Here is an 18,891-nt window from a genome sequence, read left to right as displayed (position 1 = left end):
GTGGGCCGTTGCCCGAGGGGGCGGGGCGCCGCACGCCCATGTGGCGACGTGCGGGGCCCCGCGCACGGGGCCGGCCTCAGGCCGGGTAGGGCAGCTCGGCCTCAGGGGTGCCGGCCCGGCTGACGTGCAGGGCACCGTCCGGACCGCCGATGCGCAGCTGCCAGGGGTGCGGGCTGCTGGTGGCCACCGTGAGGCGGTCGCCGGTGCGGCGCACGTGGAAGCGGGCGGTCTCGCCGGGCCCGTCGGAGCGCGGGATCACGACGGTGCGCTCGGCGCCGTCGGCGAACGCGTGGACGCGCAGTTCGACGCCCTCCGCCCAGGCGGAGACCGGGCGCTGGTCGTCCGCACCGAGCGGGACGACGGAGTCGGGGCGGGCGAGCAGCGGCAGGGTGTGGAAGCCGTGCTGTTCGCGCACCCAGCGCGGCCCGGTGACCTGTGCGCCGGTCAGGAAGTTGGTCCAGGCGCCCTCCGGCACGTAGTACTCGACCGTGCCGTCCTCCGTGAATACCGGGGCGACGAGCAGGTCGTCGCCGAGCAGGTACTGCCGGTCGAGTGCGGCGGCGGCCGGGTCGTCCGGGAATTCCAGCACCATCGCGCGCATCACCGGGAGGCCGCTGGCGTGCGCCTGCTGGGCCGCGCGCTGGAGGTAGGGCGCGAGGCGGTGCTTGAGCAGGGTGAACTCCCGGGTGACCTCGACGGCCTCCGCTCCGAACTCCCACGGGACCCGGTAGGACTTGCTGCCGTGCAGCCGGCTGTGCGAGGAGAGCAGGCCGAACTGGGTCCAGCGCTTGAAGACGGCGGGTGTCGGGGTGCCCTCGAAGCCGCCGATGTCGTGGCTCCAGAAGCCGAAGCCGGACAGACCGAGGGACAGGCCGCCGCGCAGCGACTCCGCCATGGCGTTGAAGTGCGATTCGCAGTCGCCGCCCCAGTGCACGGGGTACTGCTGGCCGCCCGCGGTGGCGGAGCGGGCGAACAGCAGCGCCTCCCCCTCCCCTCGCACCTCCCGGAGCAGTTCGAACACCGTCCGGTTGTACAACTGGGTGTAGTGGTTGTGCATCCGCTCCGGGTCGGAGCCGTCGTGCCAGACCACGTCGGTGGGGATGCGCTCGCCGAAGTCGGTCTTGAAGCAGTCCACCCCGATGTCCAGCAGGGCGCGCAGCTTGTCGGTGTACCAGGTGCGGGCGGCCGGGTTGGTGAAGTCCACCAGGGCCATCCCGGGCTGCCACAGGTCCCACTGCCAGACGGTGCCGTCCGGGCGGCGCACCAGGTGGCCCTCCCGCACGCCCTCGTCGAACAGCGCCGACTTCTGCGCGATGTACGGGTTGATCCAGGCGGAGATGCGCAGGCCCTGCTCCTTGAGCCGGGCCAGCATCCCGGTCGGGTCGGGGAAGGTGTCCGGGTCCCACACGAAGTCGCACCACTGGTACTCGCGCATCCAGAAGCAGTCCAGGTGGAAGACGCTGAGCGGGATTCCGCGCTCGGCCATCCCGCCGACGAAGCGGTTGACGGTGGCCTCGTCGTAGTCGGTGGTGAAGGAGGTGGTGAGCCACAGGCCGAGGGCCCAGGCCGGGGGCAGCGCGGGGCGGCCGGTGAGGGCGGTGTAGCGCTTCAGGACCTGCTTGGGGGTGGGGCCGTGGACGACGAAGTACTCCAGCGACTGGTCCTCGACGCTGAACTGCACCTGGCCGACGACTTCGGAGCCGATCTCGTAGCTGACCTTGCCGGGGTGGTTGACGAAGACGCCGTAGCCCCGGTTGGTCAGGTGGAACGGGACGTTCTTGTACGCCTGCTCGCTGCTGGTGCCGCCGTCCGCCTGCCAGATGTCCACCACCTGGCCGTTGCGGACGAACGGGGTGAACCGCTCCCCCAGGCCGTAGACCAGTTCGCCGACGCCGAGGGCGAGCTGTCCGAGCATGTGGTGACGGCCGTCGGCGTCGGTGACGAAGCCGGTGCCACGCTCGCCCACCGTGGTGAGCACCCGGCCGCCGGCGGTGAACTCCAGTTGCCAGGGCTCGGAGGTGTCCACCCGCAGCGTCAGCTCGCCCGAGGCCAGTTCCACCACGTCGCCGTCCCGGCGCACCTTTCCGCTGCCCGCCTCGGCTCCGGGCAGTGCGAACTCCGGTCCGCGCCGCACCGAGCCGGCGTGGTGGGTGGCGCGCACCCCGATCACCCCCTCGGCCGGGGACCAGCACTCCACGGTCAGCAGTGGGCTGTTGAGCGTGTCACCGCGGCCGCGCACGTGTCTGACGGGCGCGTACAGGGTCATCCGGTCCTCGCCGGTGCGGACGTCGGCGACCTCGGTGGCGTAGCGCGCGGTGACACCCGGGCGCATCAGCCAGTAGCCGTCGGTGAACTTCATCTGGCGGATTCCTCCGTCCGCGCACGGTGCGCGGTGATCAGGCCCCGGTACCAGTGGTGACTGTCCTCGGGGGTTCGGGTCGGGGTGTCGTGGTCGACGCGGGGTGTCTCGGTGGGCGGGCACTCGGTCACGGCTGCGGCGCCAGCCCGCGCCCGCGCAGCCAGGACAGCTGGACGGGCGGGTTGGAGCCGCAGCCGCCGGCGTGGTCGGCGAAGGGCCAGACGGTCATGGTGCGGTCCTCGCCCGCGTAGTGGTTGAAGGCCGCGTAGACCGTCCGGGGCGGGCAGACCGGGTCCATCAGGCCGACGCTGAACAGGGCCGGTGCGGTGGCCCGCCGGGCGAAGTTGACGCCGTCGAAGTAGTCGAGGGTGGCGAAGGCCGGCCGCACCCGGTGCCGGCTGTGCCAGCGCAGGTAGTTGACGAGCTCCTGGTACGGCCCGTCCAGGGCGGTCTGCGCGCCCTCGCGGTAGTGGCACAGGAAGGGGACGTCGGGCATCACCGCGGCCACCCGGTCCCCGGTGAGCCCGGCGGCGGCGAGGGCCAGTCCGCCGCCCTGGCTGACCCCGGCGACGACGATCCGGTCGGTGTCGAGACCGGGGAACTCCGCGACGGCGTCCACGGCGCGCACGCAGTCGGTCATCAGCCGGCGGTAGTAGTAGGTCTCCGGGGAGTCGATGCCGCGGGTCATGAAGCCCCCGACCCACTGGGTACCGTCGCCCGTGGCCGGGTCCGGGGTGTCGTGCCCCTGCCCCCGGCTGTCCACGACGAGCTGGGCGTAGCCGGCGGCGGACCAGAACAGGTGCTCGGTGGGCAGGCCCCGGCCGCCGGAGTAGCCCAGGTAGGTGACGACGACCGGCAGCGGGCCCGCCGCGCCGCGCGGACGCAGCAGCCAGGCGGCCACCGGTTCGCCGTTCCAGCCGGGAAACCGTACGTCGTCGACCTCGACGGTGCGCAGCCCGTGCTGCGCGGTGACGCGTTCGGCCTTGACCGCCCCGCCGTGCGAGCGGGCCTCGGCGAGGGTGCGCTGCCAGAACTCGTCGAAGTCCTGCGGGATGGTCGATTCGGGCTGGTAGTCGCCGAGTTCGTCGGCTCCGAAGTCGGTGAGCGGCACGGGGGCTTCCTCCGGGTGTCGCGGGTTCGGGGTGGGGTGGTGGGGCGTGAGCAGTGACGTGCGGGCCGCCTCCGGGCGGTGGGTGGCCGCGGGCTCGGACGGAGGCGGGCGCGGACGCGGGCGCGGACGCGTGGGGCGGCAGGCGTCAGTCGGCCGTGCCGAAGCGGAAGGCGGCCAGCCGGAAGTCGCCGTGCAGGGTCAGGCTCAGGTCGTGCACGCCGTCGAGCGGGACGGCGAGCCCGGCGGTGGTGCTGGTCCAGGCGTAGCGGTCGCCGGTCACGGGCACGTCGATCTCGGCCAGCACCCGGTCGCCCGACCGGACTTCCAGCCGCGCCCCACCGGTGCCGGCGCCCTCCCGGGCGGTCTCGACCTCGATGGTGCGGGCACCGCAGAGGTCGACCTCGCGGAAGAGGAGCGACGCGGGCTGTGCGGGATCGGCGGGCGTGACGGCATCGCCGTCGGAGCGGGTGGCGTCGACGACGGTGACGTCCTCGTAGTCGTCGAAGTCGACGGCCGGGATCCGGTGTTCGACGCCCGCTCGCGGCGCGGCGGGCGACCCGGTCACGGTGAGCGGCGCGGTGAGCACGGGGTGGTCGGCGCCACGGGCGACGACCACCTCGTAGCCGCCGGGCTCGACGGTGAAGCCGCCGGTGGCGACGGACCAGTGGGCGAGCTGCTCGGCCGGCAGTACGAAGGTCAGCTCGCGGCTCTCACCCGGATCCAGCCGGACCTTGCGGAAGTCCGCCAGGCGCAGCCGGGGCGCTTCGTAGCGGGCCTCCAGGGCACGGACGTAGACCTGTACCACCTCGCTGCCGGACCGCGTCCCGCTGTTCTCCAGGGTCACGGTGGCCCGGACCGAGCCGTCCTGGGCGATCGACGGCTGCGACAGGCTCAGGTCGCGGTACGTGAAGTCGGTGTAGCTCAGCCCGTGGCCGAAGGAGTAGAGCGGGGCGGAACGGTGGTACTGGTAGGTCCAGCCGGCCTTGATGATGTCGTAGTCGAGCGGGGCGGGCAGCGGGTCGTCGCCCCGGTACCAGGTCTGCGGCAGGCGGCCGGCGGGCTCGGCCCCGCCGAGCAGGACGTCGGCCAGCGCGTTCCCCGTTTCCTGCCCGCCGTGGGAGGTCCACACCACGGCGGGCAGGTGCTCGTCGGCCCAGTCGAGGGCGTACGGGTAGCTGCTCATCACGACCAGGGCGGTGTCCGGGCGGACGGTCGCGACGGCGCGCAGCAGCTCCTCCTGCCCCTCGGGCAGGTCGATGTCGGCGCGGTCCTCGGTCTCGCGGCCGTTGATCAGCGGGTGGTTGCCGAGGACGACGACCGCGACGTCCGCCGTCGCGGCGGCCGCCCGGGCCTCGGCTGCGCCGTCGCGGACCAGCTCGCGCTGCCAGCGTTCGGCGTCCTCCGCGCTCTCGGCGGTGACCGCCACCCGGCCGTCGCTCGGATCCACGGCGGCGTAGCGACCGGTGAACACCGAGCGGAGCAGCACGGTGTCGGGGCCGTCGGGTTCGATCCGGAAGGTCTCCTTGACGAACCAGCTCTTGATGACGTCCTGGCCCGCGGCAAGGGCGTCGTCGTCCTGGAGGGCGAGGTAGCGGCCGGTGTCGGCTTCGCGCAGGATGGAGGCGCCGCCGCCCCAGTCGGTCACGTCGAAGGCGGACTTGCCCAGCAGTTCGCCGGTGGTGCGCGAGCGCAGGGTGATGCGGTTGGAGCCCTCCACCGTGACGACCTCGCCGCCGAGGGCGCCGAGGGCCTCGGCCAGCCCGGTGGCGATGCCCACCCGGTAGGGCAGGGTGCCGCTGTACCAGTCCTCGAAGAGGGTGTCGGCGAGCGGGCCGATCACGGCGATCCGGCGCGCGCGGACCGGGTCGAGCGGCAGCAGGCCGTCGTTCTTGAGCAGGACGGTCGACTCTGCCGCGGCCCTCCGGGCCAGGGCGCGGTGCTCGGGGCTGTCGACGACCTCGGGGCCGATGCCCGCGTACGGGTCCAGCTCGGGGTCGAACTCGCCGAGGCGCAAGCGCACTTCGAGCTGGCGGCGGACGGCGCGGTCCACGTCGGCCTCGTCGATCAGGCCGCGTTCCAGCGCCTCGCGCAGTCGGCCGATCGGGGTCCCGCTGTCCTCGCCGTGGTCGGTGAAGTTGTCGATGCCGGCCTTGAGCGCGGCGGCGTGGGACTCGGCGTGGTCGTCGAAGTAGTGCTCCGGGTCGACCAGGTTGGAGGGGGCCTCGGCGTCGCTGACCACGAACAGCTCGTGGCCGGTCGGCTTCGCCCAGCGGCGCAGCTCCGTCTCGATCAGCGGACTCACGTGGCAGGGGCGGCCGTTGACCAGGTTGTACGCGGCCATCGCGCCGGTCGCGGCGCCGGAGGCGACGACGGGGCGGAAGGCGGCGAGGTCGTACTCCTGGAGGACACGCGGGCGCAGTCCGGAGGAGGTGGTGCAGCGGTCGTCCTCGTTGTTGTAGGCGAGGAAGTGCTTGAGCACCGGGGCGGCCCGCAGGTAGGTCGGGTGGTCGCCGGAGAGGCCGCGGCAGAACGCCTCGCCGACCCGCGCGGTGTGCACCGGGTCCTCGGAGTAGCCCTCCTCGTTGCGTCCCCAGCGCGGGTCGCGCAGCAGGTTGAGCACGGGGGCCCAGGCCTGGAGGGAGTTGGGTCCGCGCTCCTCGCGGGTGCCGACCGCCGGTGGGCGGTGGTGGTGGAAGGCCCGCAGCTCGGTCGAGACCGCCCCGGCGACGCCGCGCACCAGCTCCTCGTCCCAGCTGGCGCCGAGGCCGACGGCCTGCGGGAAGACCGTCGCCACGCCGAGCCAGGAGACGCCGTGCAGGCCCTCGCTACCGGTGCGGAACGGGGCTACGCCCAGGCGCGGAACGGCCGGCGCGTACTGGTGCAGCATCGCGAGCCGTTCGTCGAGCGTGAGCCGGTGGAGCAGGTCGTCGACACGCTTGCGCAGGGGCAGCGTGGGATTGCGGAAGTCGGGCAGGCCGGCGGCGGACGCGGGAACGGAACTCACGTGGGAACACCCCTCGGACGGGCTCTGGCTCGGCAGTCGTTCATCGAAGCGCTTCGACGCTGGCACGCTCCGATGGGGCTGTCAACTCCCCAGGCAGCAAAGGATTTTGCATTTGTTCAGACTCTTGCTCAACAGGTAACGCGTCGTTAGTCTCGCCGAAACATCCAAGCGCTTCGACGATCCGGTCGCTTCGAGCGCGCTTCGACGGAGAGGGGCCACGCCACCATGAGATCCGGGATGAACCGCAGGAGCTTCCTGAGTACCGCCGCCACGGTCGCGGGAGCCGCCGCGATGGCGCCCCTGCTGTCCGCCTGCGGCGGAGGCTCCACCAAGAAGGCCGGGGCGAACACCAGGGAGGGCCTGAAGGCGGCCCTGCCGACCTACGCGCCGAACGCCGGCGCGGTCAAGCCGGACATGGTACCCGTGCGGGGCGGATCCGACGCCGCGACCGACCCGGGCTTCCTCTCCTACCCGGCCGCCCCGCCCACCAGCGTCTCCGGCGTTCCGGGCAAGGGCGGCAGCTACACGGCGGTCACCCCGCTGTGGGGCACCGCCCCTCCGGTCGGCAACTCCTTCTACCAGGCGCTGAACAAGGTGCTTGGGGTCGAGCTGTCCATGAAGCCGGCGGACGGGATCAACTACAACACCATCGTCCCGACGATGACCGCCGCCGAGAAGCTGCCGGACTGGATCAACCTGCCCTCCTGGTGGAACTCCAACTTCAACACCGGCGGGCTGGTCGGCAGCCAGCTCGCGGACCTGACCCCGTACCTGTCCGGTGACAACGTCAAGAAGTACCCCAACCTGGCCGCCCTCCCCACCGGCGCCTGGCAGAACGGGGTCTGGGGCGACAAGCTCTACGGGATACCATGCTTCTCCACCAGCTTCGGCGTGCCCGGAGCCACCTTCTACCGCCGGGACGTCCTCGAAGCCCGGGGCATCACCGCCGACCAGGTGACGTCCGCCGACGACCTGATGAACCTCGGCAAGGAACTGACCGACGCCAAGCGGGGCGTGTGGGCCTTCGACGACGTGTGGGTCTACCTCCAGACCGCCTGGAACGTTCCGATGAACTGGCGGATCGACAACGGCAAGCTGGTCCACATGTTCGAGACCCAGGAGTTCCTGGAGGCCGTCGACTGGCACTACCGCCTGGCCACCTCGGGCTGCATGCACCCGGACGCGCTGGCCGGTGACGTCGCCAACGGGTCCACCCGCTTCTACAGCGGGAAGACGCTCATCGCGGGCGGCGGACTCGGCGCCTGGAACCTGTCCGACCACCAGTCCGGCATCGCCGCGGACCAGAACTACCGGCGCGGCGCGTTCAACGCCGTCAGCGCCGACGGCAGGAGCACGCCGGTGGTCTACATGGGCGCCGCCGCCAGCATGATCAGCTACCTCAACGCCAGTCTGAAGCCGGCGCAGATCGAGGAACTGCTCGCCGTCGCGAACTACCTCGCCGCCCCCTACGGCACGGCCGAGTACACCCTGATCAGCTTCGGCGTCGAGGGCGTCCACCACACCCGGGTCAACGGCGTGCCGACCTTCACCGAGGAGGGCAAGAAGGACGTCCAGGCGACGACCTTCCCGTTCCTGGCCGCCCCCGCCTCCGTGATCAGCAACCCGGGCGGCGAGCAGGTCACCAGGGACTACACGAGCTGGGCGGCCGCCAACGTCAGGTTCCTCACCAAGCCGCCCTTCTGGGGCATGAACTTCAGCATGCCGCAGGCGCTCGCCACCGCCGCGGCCGCGCCGAACGTCAACGACACCCTCAAGGACTGCTACCACGGCAAGAAGAAGGTCTCCGACGTGCAGGACGCCATCGCGAGCTGGCGGTCCGGACCGGGCGGGCGGCTCAAGCAGTGGATGACCGACAACGTCCTCGACAAGTACGGAACCGGCCAGTGAGCACCGCGGCACCCGAGCGCCCGGCCGGCCACACGCGGCTCAACTGGCGGATCAGGCTTCGGCGCGACAAGTCGCTCCTGCTGATGACGGTGCCGGCGGTCGTCCTGCTCCTGGTGTTCAACTACGTGCCGCTGTTCGGCATCGTCACCGCCTTCCAGGAGTACGACCCGCTGGTCGGGGTCTGGCACAGCGAATGGGTCGGCTTCGACCAGTTCCAGCAGCTGTTCGGCGACCCGGCGTTCTGGGCCGCGCTGAAGAACACGCTGTACCTGAGCTTCGTCCAGCTGGTCCTGTTCTTCCCGGTCCCGATCGCCCTGGCCCTGCTGCTCAACTCGGTGCTGAGCGAGCGGATCCGCAACTTCTTCCAGTCCGTCGTCTACCTGCCGCACTTCTTCTCGTGGGTGCTGGCGGTCACGATCTTCCAGCAGATGCTGGGCGGCGCCGGCGTGCTCAACCAGTTCCTGCGCCAGCACGACATCGGCACCTGGGACATCATGACCAACCCGCACACCTTCGCGCTGCTGGTCACCTCCCAGGCGGTCTGGAAGGAGGCGGGCTGGGGGATCATCGTCTTCCTCGCGGCGCTGAGCGCGATCAACAGCGAACTGTACGAGGCCGCGGCGGCGGACGGCGCGGGGCGGGTCCGGCGGATGTGGCACATCACGCTGCCGGGACTGCGCGGGGTGATCGTGCTGATGCTGGTCCTGCGGCTCGGCAACGCGCTGTCCGTCGGCTTCGAGCAGTTCCTGATCCAGCGCGACGCCGTCGGCCACGAGGCCGCGGACGTCCTGGACACCTTCTCCTTCTACTACGGCATCTCCACCGGCGGCTACAGCTACGGCGCGGCGGCCGGGCTCTTCAAGAGCGTGGTCTCCCTGCTGCTCATCTGGGGTGCCAACCGGCTGGCGCACGCCTTCGGCGAGGACGGGCTGTACCGCAAATGACGAACGCACTCACCATCGGTTCCCGCCGCGAGAAGCGCCGCCGGGCGGCCGTGGCCGCCCGGCGCCGGGCCCGCTCCGCCCGCCCGCCCTGGGAGGAACCGCCCACCGCCGTCGGCCGGGCCGCCAAGGGGCTCACCCTCGGCGGGACGCTCGCCGTCATCCTGGTCCCGCTCTGGATCATCGTCCTGACCAGCTTCTCCACCCCCGGCGCCATCAACCGGGCCGGCGGCCTGGTGATCTGGCCGGACGGCCTGACCACCGACACGTACCGTGAGATGCTCAGCGACCCGACGGTCGTCACCGCACTGACGGTGAGCCTCGGCATCACCGCGGTCGGCACCGCGGTGTCCATGGCCGTGTCCGTCCTCTGCGCCTACGGCCTCTCCCGGCCGCGGTCGTTCGGGCAGCGCTTCGTCCTGCTGCTGCTGATCGTCACGATGTTCGTCAGCGGCGGCCTGATCCCGAGCTTCCTGGTGGTCACCGGCCTCGGCGGCTACGACCAGTGGTGGGCCCTGATCCTGCCGAGCGCCCTCTCCGTCTTCAACATCCTGGTGCTGCGCGCCTTCTACCAGGAGACCTCGTCCGAACTGATCGACGCGGCCCGGATGGACGGCGCCGGCGACTGGCGGATCCTGTGGTCCGTCGTCCTGCCCACCTCACGCGCCGTCACCGCCGTCACCGCGCTGTTCTACGCCGTGGGGTACTGGAACTCCTTCTTCAACGTCATGCTCTACATGCCGACGGACAGTCAGAAATGGCCGCTGCAGTACGTGTTGCTGACATACGTCAACCGGGCCAACGGTCTGCCCGGTTCCGTCAACTCCGGCTTCGGCAACACCCAGGTGCAGACCGCGCCGCTGTCACTGCAGATGGCGGTCGTGGTCCTCACCCTGGTACCACTGGTGATCGTGTACCCGTTCGTGCAGAAGCACCTGCGCACCGGTGTCCTCACCGGCGCGATCAAGGGCTGAGCCGTCCGCACCGGGCCCGACGGACCCCACGGACCGGGAGCGGTCACCCTGCGGACCTCCCCGTCGCACGACCGGGACCGCCCCCCACCGGAACCCACACGAAGGAAGCGCAACGATGGTGACACTCGCCGATGTGGCCAGGCACGCCGGCGTCTCGTCCAGCACGGTCAGCTACGCCCTCAGCGGCAAGCGCCCGATCTCCGACGAGACCCGGACCCGCATCGAGCAGGCCATCACGGACCTCGGCTACCACCCCCACGCGGGTGCCCGGGCCCTGGCCGGCAAGCGCTCCCACATCATCGCCCTGGTGGTGCCGCTCCACCCCGAGGTGCACGTGCCCACCATGATGGAGATCGCCATCGCGGTCACCGTGGCGGCCCGCGAATACGGCTACGACGTCCTGCTGCTCACCAACGACGAAGGACCGGAAGGGGTCCGCCGGGTCGCCGCCACCGGCCTCGCCGACGGCGTGATCCTGATGGACGTCCGGCTGGACGACGACCGCATCCCGGTCCTGCGGGCCCAGGACATCCCCGCCGCCCTGATCGGACTGCCCGGCGACCCCACCGGCCTGTCCTGCGTCGACCACGACTTCGCCACCGCCGGCGCCCTGTGCGCCGACCACCTGGCCGACCTCGGCCACCGTGACATCGCCTTCATCGGCTACAGCAGCCGGGTCTACCGGCGCCACGCCGGCTACGCCGAACGCACCCTGAACGGCTTCCGCGCCCGCGCCGAGCGGCGCGAGCTGCGCTTCCTCCACCGGCCCTGCGAGGGCGGCTACGAGAGCACCGCCGGCACCCTGGCCCGCATCCTGGCGGACCGCCCGGACACCACCGGGTTCGTGGTGCAGAACGAGGCCGCGATCGGCCCGCTGCTCAGCCTGCTGCGCGCCAGCGGACGGACCGTGCCGGAGGACGCCTCGGTCATCGCGATCTGCCCCGACCCGATGGCCGAGCAGCACTCCCCCCGGCTCACCTCCGTGACCAGCGCCAAGAAGGACCTCGGGCAGGTCGCCGTCGAGCAGGTCATGGCGCGGATCGCCGAGACCGCCGCGGGCGACCGGCCGCAGGAGCGGCTCGTCCTGATGCCACCGGACCTGGTGGTCCGGGAGAGCACCGCACCGGCCCCGCGCCGGGCCTGACCCCACTCCCCGAAGGACGGTTCCCAGATGGACATCCGCCGGCTCACCGACCGGCTCGGTGGCCTCGCCTACGGCGGGGACTACAACCCCGAGCAGTGGGACGCCCAGGTGTGGAAGGAGGACGACGAGCTGATGCGCCGGGCGCGGGTCAACCTCGCCACCGTCGGCGTCTTCTCCTGGGCCCTGCTGGAACCCGAGGAGGGCCGGTACGACTTCGGGTGGCTGGACTCCCACCTCGACCGGCTGCACGCCAACGGCGTCGCCGTCGACCTGGCCACCCCGACCGCCTCCCCGCCGCCCTGGTTCACCCTGGCCCACCCGGACGCCCTGCCGGTGCGCCCCGACGGCGCCCGACTGACCCACGGCAGCCGGGACACCTACTGCCTCACCGCCCCCGCCTACCGCCGGGCCGCCCGCCGCATCGCCGCCGCCCTCGCCGAACGCTACGGCGACCACCCGGCGCTGGCCCTGTGGCACGTCCACAACGAGTACGTGACGCCCTGCCCGTGCGACCACACCGCCGCCGCCTTCCGGGTCTGGCTGCGCGCCCGCCACGGCTCCCTCGACGCCCTCAACGAGGCCTGGGGGACGGCGTTCTGGAGCCAGCGCTACACCTCCTGGGAACAGATCCTCCCGCCCCGGGCCACCCAGTGGCACCACAACCCCGGCCAGACGCTGGACTTCAGCCGCTTCTGGTCCGACGAGACGCTCGCCGCCTACCGCGAGCAGCGCGACGCGATCCGCGCCCACAGCGACCGCCCGGTGACCACCAACCTCATGGTGCCCGCCTACCAGAACCTGGACCTGTGGGCCTTCGGCCGCGAGGTCGACCTGGTCTCCATCGACCACTACCCCGGCGCGCCGGGTGTCGAAGCCGCCGCGCAGGCCGCCTTCGACGCCGACCGGGCCCGGTCCTTCGCCGGCGGCGCCCCGTGGCTGCTGATGGAGTCGGGCACCAACACCGTCCACGCCGAAGGCCGCATCCTCCCCAAGGAGCCGGGCGACATCCTGCGCCACTCGCTCGCCCACATAGCCCGCGGCTCGGAGGGTGCGCTGTTCTTCCAGTGGCGCCAGTCCCGGGCCGGGGCCGAGCAGTGGCACTCGGCGATGGTCCCGCACGCCGGGCCGGACAGCCGGATCTTCCGGGAGGTCACCGCGACCGGCGAGGCCGTCGCCCGGCTCGGCGAACTCGCCGGCTCCACCGTCCGGGCCGAGGTCGCCGTCCTGCACGACTCCGACGCCTGGTGGGCGATGAACGTCGACGGTCTTCCGTCCTCCGAGCTCGACTACCTCGCCGCCTTGCGCCGCGCCCACCGGGCGCTCTGGGACGCCGGCCGGACGGTCGACTTCGCCCACCCCGAGCACGACCTGGGCCGCTACCGGCTCGTCCTCGCCCCCGCCCTGTTCCTGCTCGCCGACGCGGGCGCCGAGAACCTGCGCCGCTACGTCGCGGACGGCGGCACCCTGCTCGTCCAGCACTTCAGCGGCATGGTCGACGAGCGCCTCCACTCCCGGCTCGGCGGCTACCCGGCCGCACCGCTGCGCGAGGCGCTCGGCATCCGGGTCGAGGAGTACCGCCCACTGCGCCAGGACGAGCGGATCACGCTCTCCGACGGCTCGACGGCCACCTCCTGGAGCGAGTCCCTGCGCACCGAGGGCGCCGAGGCCGCCACCGCCTACACCCATGGCATGCTCACCGGCAGCCCGGCGCTCACCCGCCACGCCTTCGGCTCCGGCCACGGCTGGTACCTGTCCACCCGCCTCGACGACCCCGGCTACGCCGCCCTGGTCGACCGGCTCCTCGCCCAATCCGGCGCCGGCCCCGAACTGCCGGGCCTGGCGCCCGGGGTCGAGGCCGTCACCCGGTACGCCCCGGACGGCCGCGGCTGGCACGTGCTGCTCAACCACCGCGCCGAGGCCGTACCGCTGCCCCGGCCGAGCCACGACCTGCTCACGGACGGGCCGCTGAGCGAGCTGCCGCCCGGCGGCTGCGCGGTCCTGCGCGCGCACTGACCTCCCGTGATGCGCACTGCGACCGCGCGCGCTCCGCCGTGGCGGCCCGCATTCCGAACGGAACACGCTTCGCGTCCGGGCCCGACCCTGAGCAGCCGCCGGGCTCCACCGTCCAGAACGCGGGAGTTCGATCCCCCACCCGAACACCACGCACCCCCACCCCCCTGGAGGGACGCAGTGACATCACCCGTACAGTCTTGTCGTGAACGCGTCGCAGCCGTCGCGGCGGCCCTGTCGCTCGCGGTCACCGGCGCGGTCGCCGCCGTCGCGCCGCCCGCGGCCGCGGCGAGCTCCGTGTCGGTGTCGGTCGACGCCGCCCTGCAACTCGCCACCGTCCCCGCCACCGGCGTCGGCGTGAACATCCCGGTCTACGACGCCAACATGAACGCCGCCGCCACCCCCGGCCTGCTCAGCACGGCCGGCATCAACACCGTCCGCTACCCCGGCGGCAGCCACTCCGACGTCTACCACTGGCAGACCGGCACCGCCGAGAACGGCCAGTACGTCGCCCCGAACACCGGCTTCGACGCCTTCATGGGCACCGCGCGCGCCGCCGGAGCGCAACCGATCATCACCGCCAACTACGGCTCCGGCACCCCGCAGGAGGCCGCCGCCTGGGTCCAGTACGCCAACGTCACCAAGGGCTACGGCGTCAAGTACTGGGAGATCGGCAACGAGGTCTACGGCAACGGCGAGTACAACGCCACCTGGGAGTACGACACCCACAGCAGCAAGAGCGCCACGACCTACGCCAACAACGTGCTCCAGTACGTCTCGGCGATGAAGGCGGCCGACCCGAGCGTCAGGATCGGCGCCGTGCTGACCACCCCCGGCTACTGGCCGGACGGCATCGTCGGCCCGGGCGACACCATGGACTGGAACCACACCGTCCTGTCGATCGCCGGCTCCAAGATCGACTTCGCCATCGTGCACGCCTACCCCACCAGCACCAGCCCGGCCGATCTGCTCACCAAGCCGCAGGCCCAGAACGCCGGCATCACCGGCGCCGTGCGCTCGCTGATCAACCAGTACGCCGGATCCAACGCCCCCAACGTCGGCATCGCGGTGACCGAGGCGAACGCCCAGGCCTACCTCGACACCTCCCCCAACGGACTGTTCGCCCCGGACAACTACCTCACGTGGCTGGAGAACGGCGCGTTCAACGTCGACTGGTGGGACCTGCGCAACGGCACCGACTGCACCAAGGTGACCACCGTCGAGGGCGCCACCGACTACAACGACGGCGGCATGGTCTCCAGCGGCTCCCCCTGCGAGCCGGCCGTCAACACGCCCTTCCCCGCCTACTACGGCATCCAGATGATCAGCAGGCTGGGCGCACCCGGCGACACGCTCGTCAAGGCCGCCAGCTCGTCCTCGCTGCTCACCGCGCACGCCGTCCGCCGCGCCAACGGCGACGTGGACGTCATGCTGATCAACAAGGACCCGCACAACGACGCCACGGTGAACCTCTCCTACACCGGGTTCACCCCCTCCTCCGCCACCCCGACCGTCCACTCCTACCTCAAGAACGCCCACGGGATCGGCACGGCCCAGTCCGGCAGTCCGACCGTCCAGACCGTGCCCGCCTACGGCATCACGGTCGTCCAGATGCACCCGACCAGCGCGCCCTGCCGGGTCGTCTACAACAGGAACGAGTGGTCCGGCGTCATGGTCGGCAACGTCACCGTCGTCAACAACGGCCTCGGCCAGGTCAACGGCTGGTCCCTCGGCTTCACCTTCCCCGGCGACAACACCATCACCAACACCTGGAACGCCTCGGTGTCGCAGAGCGGCCGGAGCGTCAACGCCCAGAACGTGTCCTACGACGCCACCGTCCCGCAGGGCGGCAGCGTCCAGTGGGGCTTCCGGGCCGCCTGGTCCAGCAGCGACGCCGACCCGTCCGCCTTCTGGTTCAACGGCGCCTCCTGCGCCATCGGCTGAACCGGACCCGATCCGGTGGTGCCCCGGGCTTCCCCAGGGCCCGGGGCACCACCACCCCCCTCCCGAGCCGAAGCACCGAAAGGAACCGACCCACGTGTCAGAGCAGTCCCGGCCCGGCGGCACCGTCACCAACCCGGTGATCCCCGGCTTCCACCCCGACCCCAGCGTCTGTCGCGTGGGCGACGACTACTACCTCGTCTGCTCCAGCTTCGAGTACTTCCCCGGCATCCCGGTCTTCCACAGCCGCGACCTGGTGAACTGGAGGCAGATCGGCAACGCCCTGGACCGGCCGGGCCAGCTGCGCCTTCCGCGCGACACGCCCTCCTCCGGCGGGATCTACGCCCCCACCCTGCGCCATCACGACGGCCGGTTCTGGCTGATCGTCACCAACGTCAGCGGCGACGGCAACATGATCTTCACCGCGACCGACCCGGCCGGCCCCTGGTCCGACCCGGTCCGGCTGCCCGGGGTCCACGGCATCGACCCGGACCTCGTCTGGGACGAGGACGGCACCTGCTGGTGCACCGTCGCCGGGATCTCCCAGGTGCGCATCGACCCGGCCACCGGCGAGACCTTCGGCGAGCCGCACCGCATCTGGTCCGGCACCCCCGGCTCCACGGCCCCCGAGGCCCCGCACCTCTACCGGATCGGCGCGTACTGGTACCTGATGATCGCCGAGGGCGGCACCGAGCGCGGCCACAGCGTCTCCATCGCCCGCGGGCCGTCACCCTCCGGCCCGTTCGAACCCTGCCCGGCCAACCCGGTGCTGACCCACCGTGGCACCGACAGTCCCATCCAGAACACCGGGCACGCCGACCTCGTCCAGGCGCCCGACGGCTCCTGGTGGATGGTGCTGCTCGCCGTCCGGCCGCGCGGCGGCACCCCCGCCTGGTACGTGCTCGGCCGGGAGACCTTCCTCGCCCCGGTCGAGTGGGTGGACGGCTGGCCGGTGGTCGGCGCGGTCACCCCCGAACTGCCCGGCCCGCCCTGGCCGCTGCACCCCGCGCCCGCGGTGCCGGCCCGGGACGACTTCGACCTGGCCGAGCTGCACCCCCAGTGGATCTCGCTGCGCGCGCGCCCGGAGCGCCTGTGCACCTTGAAGGAACGTTCCGGCTGGCTGACCCTGCGCGCCGCCGGAGCCTCGCTGGACGAGAACGACGCGGTCTTCGTCGGCCGGCGCCAGCAGCACCTCGCCTGCCGGGCCAGCACCCTGATCGACCCCACCGACGGCCGCGGCGGCCTGGCCGTCCGCCTGGACGAGGAGCACCACTACGAGATCGAGGCGGCCGACGGCGAGGTGAAGGTGTTCGCCCGGATCGGCTCGCTGCGCACCGAGGTCGCCGCCCGGCCGGTGCCCGCCGGAGCGGTCGTGCTCGGCGTCGAGATCGCTCCGCGGCCGACGCGCGGCCCGCGCACCGGCCCTGACGACGTCCTCCTCGGCATCGAGGAGCCCGACGGCACCTTCACCGCGCTCGCCGCGCTCGACGGGCGCTACCTGTCCACCGAGGTGGCCGGCGGATTCACCGGCCGGGTCATCGGCATGTACGCCGCGGCCGGCACCGTCCACTTCGACCGGTTCGACTACGAGCCCCTCCCGCTCCCCTGACCTCCCCTCAGGGGCTTCGCCACCTGTTCACCCGAAGGGACACACCCCGTGAAGGACGCCCAGCAGACCGCACGCACCCGCAACCGCCGCCTCCACCGCACCGCCGGCCTCCTGGTGGCCCTGGTCACCACCGGCGCCCTCTGCGGTGGCACGGCGATCGCCGCGCCCGCCGAGCAGCCCCCGTCGGCGGCCGAGGCCGCCGGCGCCGGGGTCCCGCAGAACCCGATGGCCGCCGTGGCCCGGATGCAGCCCAGCTGGAATCTCGGCAACACCCTCGACGCGATCCCCGACGAGACCTCCTGGGGCAACCCGCTCACCACCAAGGCCACCTTCGACGGCCTCAGGGCCCAGGGCTTCCGGAGCGTCCGGATCCCCGTCACCTGGTACCCGCACCAGTCCGACACTGCCCCCTACACCATCGACCCGGTGTGGATGGACCGGGTCAAGCAGGTGGTCGACCTCGCCCTGGAGGACGGCCTCTACGTGGAGATCAACGTCCACCACGACTCGTGGAAGTGGATCGCCAACATGTCCACCGACCACGACAACGTCGTGGCCCGGTTCGACTCCACCTGGCAGCAGATCGCCACCGTCTTCAAGGACGAACCGCGCACGCTGCTCATGGAGAGCATCAACGAACCGCAGTTCTCCAACGCGACCGACGCCCAGAAGACCCGGTACCTGCGGGAACTCAACACCTCGTTCCACGACATCGTCCGCAACTCCGGCGGCAGGAACCGGGACCGCCTGCTCGTCCTGCCCTCGGAGGAGACCAACAACGCCCAGCACTGGCTCGACGACCTGTCCACCACGATGGGTTCGCTGCAGGACCGCAACCTGGTCGCCACCGTGCACTACTACAGCTGGTACCCGTTCAGCGTGAACATCGCCAACGGGACCACCTACGACGCCACGGCCCAGAAGGACCTGACCGAAGGCTTCGCCCGGGTGCACGACACCTTCGTCGCCAAGGGCATCCCCGTCTACCTCGGCGAGTACGGCCTGCTCACCTCGCCCTACTCCGGCGTGGTCGAGCGCGGCGAGATGCTGAAGTACTTCGAGCAGGTCAACTACGAGGCGCGGCGCAACGGCATGACCTCCGCCGTCTGGGACGCCGCCAACGACTTCCTGGACCGCGGCACCATGCAGTGGCAGGTCCCCGAGATGAAGGCCCTGATCCAGAGCTCCTGGCGGACGCGTTCCGGCACCGCCTCCACCGACAACGTCTTCCTGCCGGAGTCCGGCCCGATCGCCGCGCAGACCATCACCCTCAACCGCAACGGCCTCTGGTTCGCCGGCCTGTGGCAGGGCGACCGCCCGCTGACCCCGTACGTCGACTACACCCTCGACGGCGACCGGCTGACCCTGACCACCGACGCCCTGACCCGCCTCGCCGGCGACCGCGCCGCCGGGGTCAGTGCGACCCTCGAGGTCCGCTACTCCGACGGCGTCCCCTGGAAGCTCTTCGTGCGCTCCTACGACAAGCCGGTGATGTCCGACGCCACCGGAACGGCCGACGGGCTCACCATCCCCACCCGGTTCAACGGTGCCCTGATGGCCAACGTGCAGTCCACCTACGCCGACGGCACCGCCGCGGGCCCGGCCTCCTGGACCACGTACCAGACCTTCGACAACTACCGGGCCGACTACGGCGCCGGCACCACCACCGTCAAGCCCGACTTCCTCAAGTCCCTCAAGGACGGCGCCCCGGTGACGCTCACCTTCCGCTTCTGGACCGGCGACACCGTCACCTACCACCTGACCAAGTCCGGCAACACGGTCACCGGCACCGCCTCCTGACCTCCGTCCTCCCCGCCCCGGCTGCCGAGCCAGGCAGCCGGGGCCCTCACGTTCCGAGGTGTCCCGGTGTTCCCGCGCGTCCGCGCGTCC

11 protein-coding genes are annotated in these 18,891 nt (G+C 71.8%); 8 read left to right on the top strand and 3 right to left on the bottom strand.

Going from position 1 to position 18,891, the window contains the following annotated elements; genetic code table 11:
• Window positions 1–76: 76 nt before the first annotated feature.
• The 3 genes from yicI to HS99_RS02980 all read right to left on the bottom strand — a co-directional run bounded on the left by yicI (window position 77) and on the right by HS99_RS02980 (window position 6,474).
• Window positions 77–2,359, bottom strand: a complete 2,283-nt coding sequence (gene yicI, locus HS99_RS02990) for an alpha-xylosidase (RefSeq protein WP_030550368.1) — start codon at window positions 2,357–2,359, stop codon at window positions 77–79.
• Window positions 2,360–2,486: 127 nt separating this feature from the next.
• Entirely contained in the window at window positions 2,487–3,470 is a 984-nt protein-coding gene (locus HS99_RS02985; RefSeq protein WP_030279280.1) for an acetylxylan esterase, read from the bottom strand.
• 145 nt (window positions 3,471–3,615) lie between these two features.
• Window positions 3,616–6,474 carry a glycoside hydrolase family 3 protein gene (locus HS99_RS02980; RefSeq protein WP_043480365.1) on the bottom strand — a complete coding sequence of 953 codons (2,859 nt, stop codon included), beginning with the start codon at window positions 6,472–6,474 and terminating at the stop codon, window positions 3,616–3,618.
• Window positions 6,475–6,711: 237 nt separating this feature from the next.
• Here HS99_RS02980 and HS99_RS02975 point away from each other — a divergent pair, with 237 nt between their 5' ends.
• From HS99_RS02975 to HS99_RS02940, 8 genes are all read left to right on the top strand, one after another.
• The gene (locus HS99_RS02975) at window positions 6,712–8,382 is read left to right on the top strand and encodes a type 2 periplasmic-binding domain-containing protein (RefSeq protein ID WP_046385774.1); all 1,671 of its coding nucleotides are present in this window, start codon (window positions 6,712–6,714) and stop codon (window positions 8,380–8,382) included.
• The gene (locus HS99_RS02970) at window positions 8,379–9,326 is read left to right on the top strand and encodes an ABC transporter permease (protein ID WP_232790647.1); all 948 of its coding nucleotides are present in this window, start codon (window positions 8,379–8,381) and stop codon (window positions 9,324–9,326) included. The genes HS99_RS02975 and HS99_RS02970 overlap by 4 nt, the downstream gene beginning before the upstream one ends.
• Window positions 9,323–10,297 carry a carbohydrate ABC transporter permease gene (locus tag HS99_RS02965; protein WP_078938604.1) on the top strand — a complete coding sequence of 325 codons (975 nt, stop codon included), beginning with the start codon at window positions 9,323–9,325 and terminating at the stop codon, window positions 10,295–10,297. Before HS99_RS02970 ends, HS99_RS02965 begins: the two co-directional genes overlap by 4 nt.
• Window positions 10,298–10,412: 115 nt before the next feature.
• Window positions 10,413–11,441, top strand: coding sequence for a LacI family DNA-binding transcriptional regulator (locus HS99_RS02960; protein WP_030279269.1), 1,029 nt, complete (start codon window positions 10,413–10,415; stop codon window positions 11,439–11,441).
• Between the two features lie 27 nt (window positions 11,442–11,468).
• Window positions 11,469–13,454 (top strand): beta-galactosidase, encoded by a 1,986-nt coding sequence (locus tag HS99_RS02955; RefSeq protein WP_030550360.1) that lies wholly within the window; start codon window positions 11,469–11,471, stop codon window positions 13,452–13,454.
• Window positions 13,455–13,631: 177 nt separating this feature from the next.
• Window positions 13,632–15,395 (top strand): cellulose binding domain-containing protein, encoded by a 1,764-nt coding sequence (locus HS99_RS02950; protein WP_046387123.1) that lies wholly within the window; start codon window positions 13,632–13,634, stop codon window positions 15,393–15,395.
• 94 nt (window positions 15,396–15,489) lie between these two features.
• Window positions 15,490–17,001 (top strand): glycoside hydrolase family 43 protein, encoded by a 1,512-nt coding sequence (locus tag HS99_RS02945; RefSeq protein WP_030550357.1) that lies wholly within the window; start codon window positions 15,490–15,492, stop codon window positions 16,999–17,001.
• Between the two features lie 48 nt (window positions 17,002–17,049).
• Window positions 17,050–18,801 carry a cellulase family glycosylhydrolase gene (locus HS99_RS02940; RefSeq protein ID WP_030550355.1) on the top strand — a complete coding sequence of 584 codons (1,752 nt, stop codon included), beginning with the start codon at window positions 17,050–17,052 and terminating at the stop codon, window positions 18,799–18,801.
• Window positions 18,802–18,891 lie beyond the last annotated feature (90 nt).

Origin of the sequence: Kitasatospora aureofaciens (assembly GCF_001188955.3) — a bacterium.
Taxonomy (GTDB): domain Bacteria; phylum Actinomycetota; class Actinomycetes; order Streptomycetales; family Streptomycetaceae; genus Kitasatospora; species Kitasatospora aureofaciens.
The sequence above is the reverse complement of the archived record's forward strand: the minus strand, read 5'-3'. Positions and strand labels throughout refer to the sequence as shown.

Coding starts and splice junctions, on each gene's coding strand:
- yicI (WP_030550368.1), bottom strand. CDS start 2,359: ATGAAGTTCACCGACGGCTACTGGCTGATGCGCCCGGGTGTCACCGCG.
- HS99_RS02955 (WP_030550360.1), top strand. CDS start 11,469: ATGGACATCCGCCGGCTCACCGACCGGCTCGGTGGCCTCGCCTACGGC.
- HS99_RS02965 (WP_078938604.1), top strand. CDS start 9,323: ATGACGAACGCACTCACCATCGGTTCCCGCCGCGAGAAGCGCCGCCGG.
- HS99_RS02960 (WP_030279269.1), top strand. CDS start 10,413: ATGGTGACACTCGCCGATGTGGCCAGGCACGCCGGCGTCTCGTCCAGC.
- HS99_RS02975 (WP_046385774.1), top strand. CDS start 6,712: ATGAACCGCAGGAGCTTCCTGAGTACCGCCGCCACGGTCGCGGGAGCC.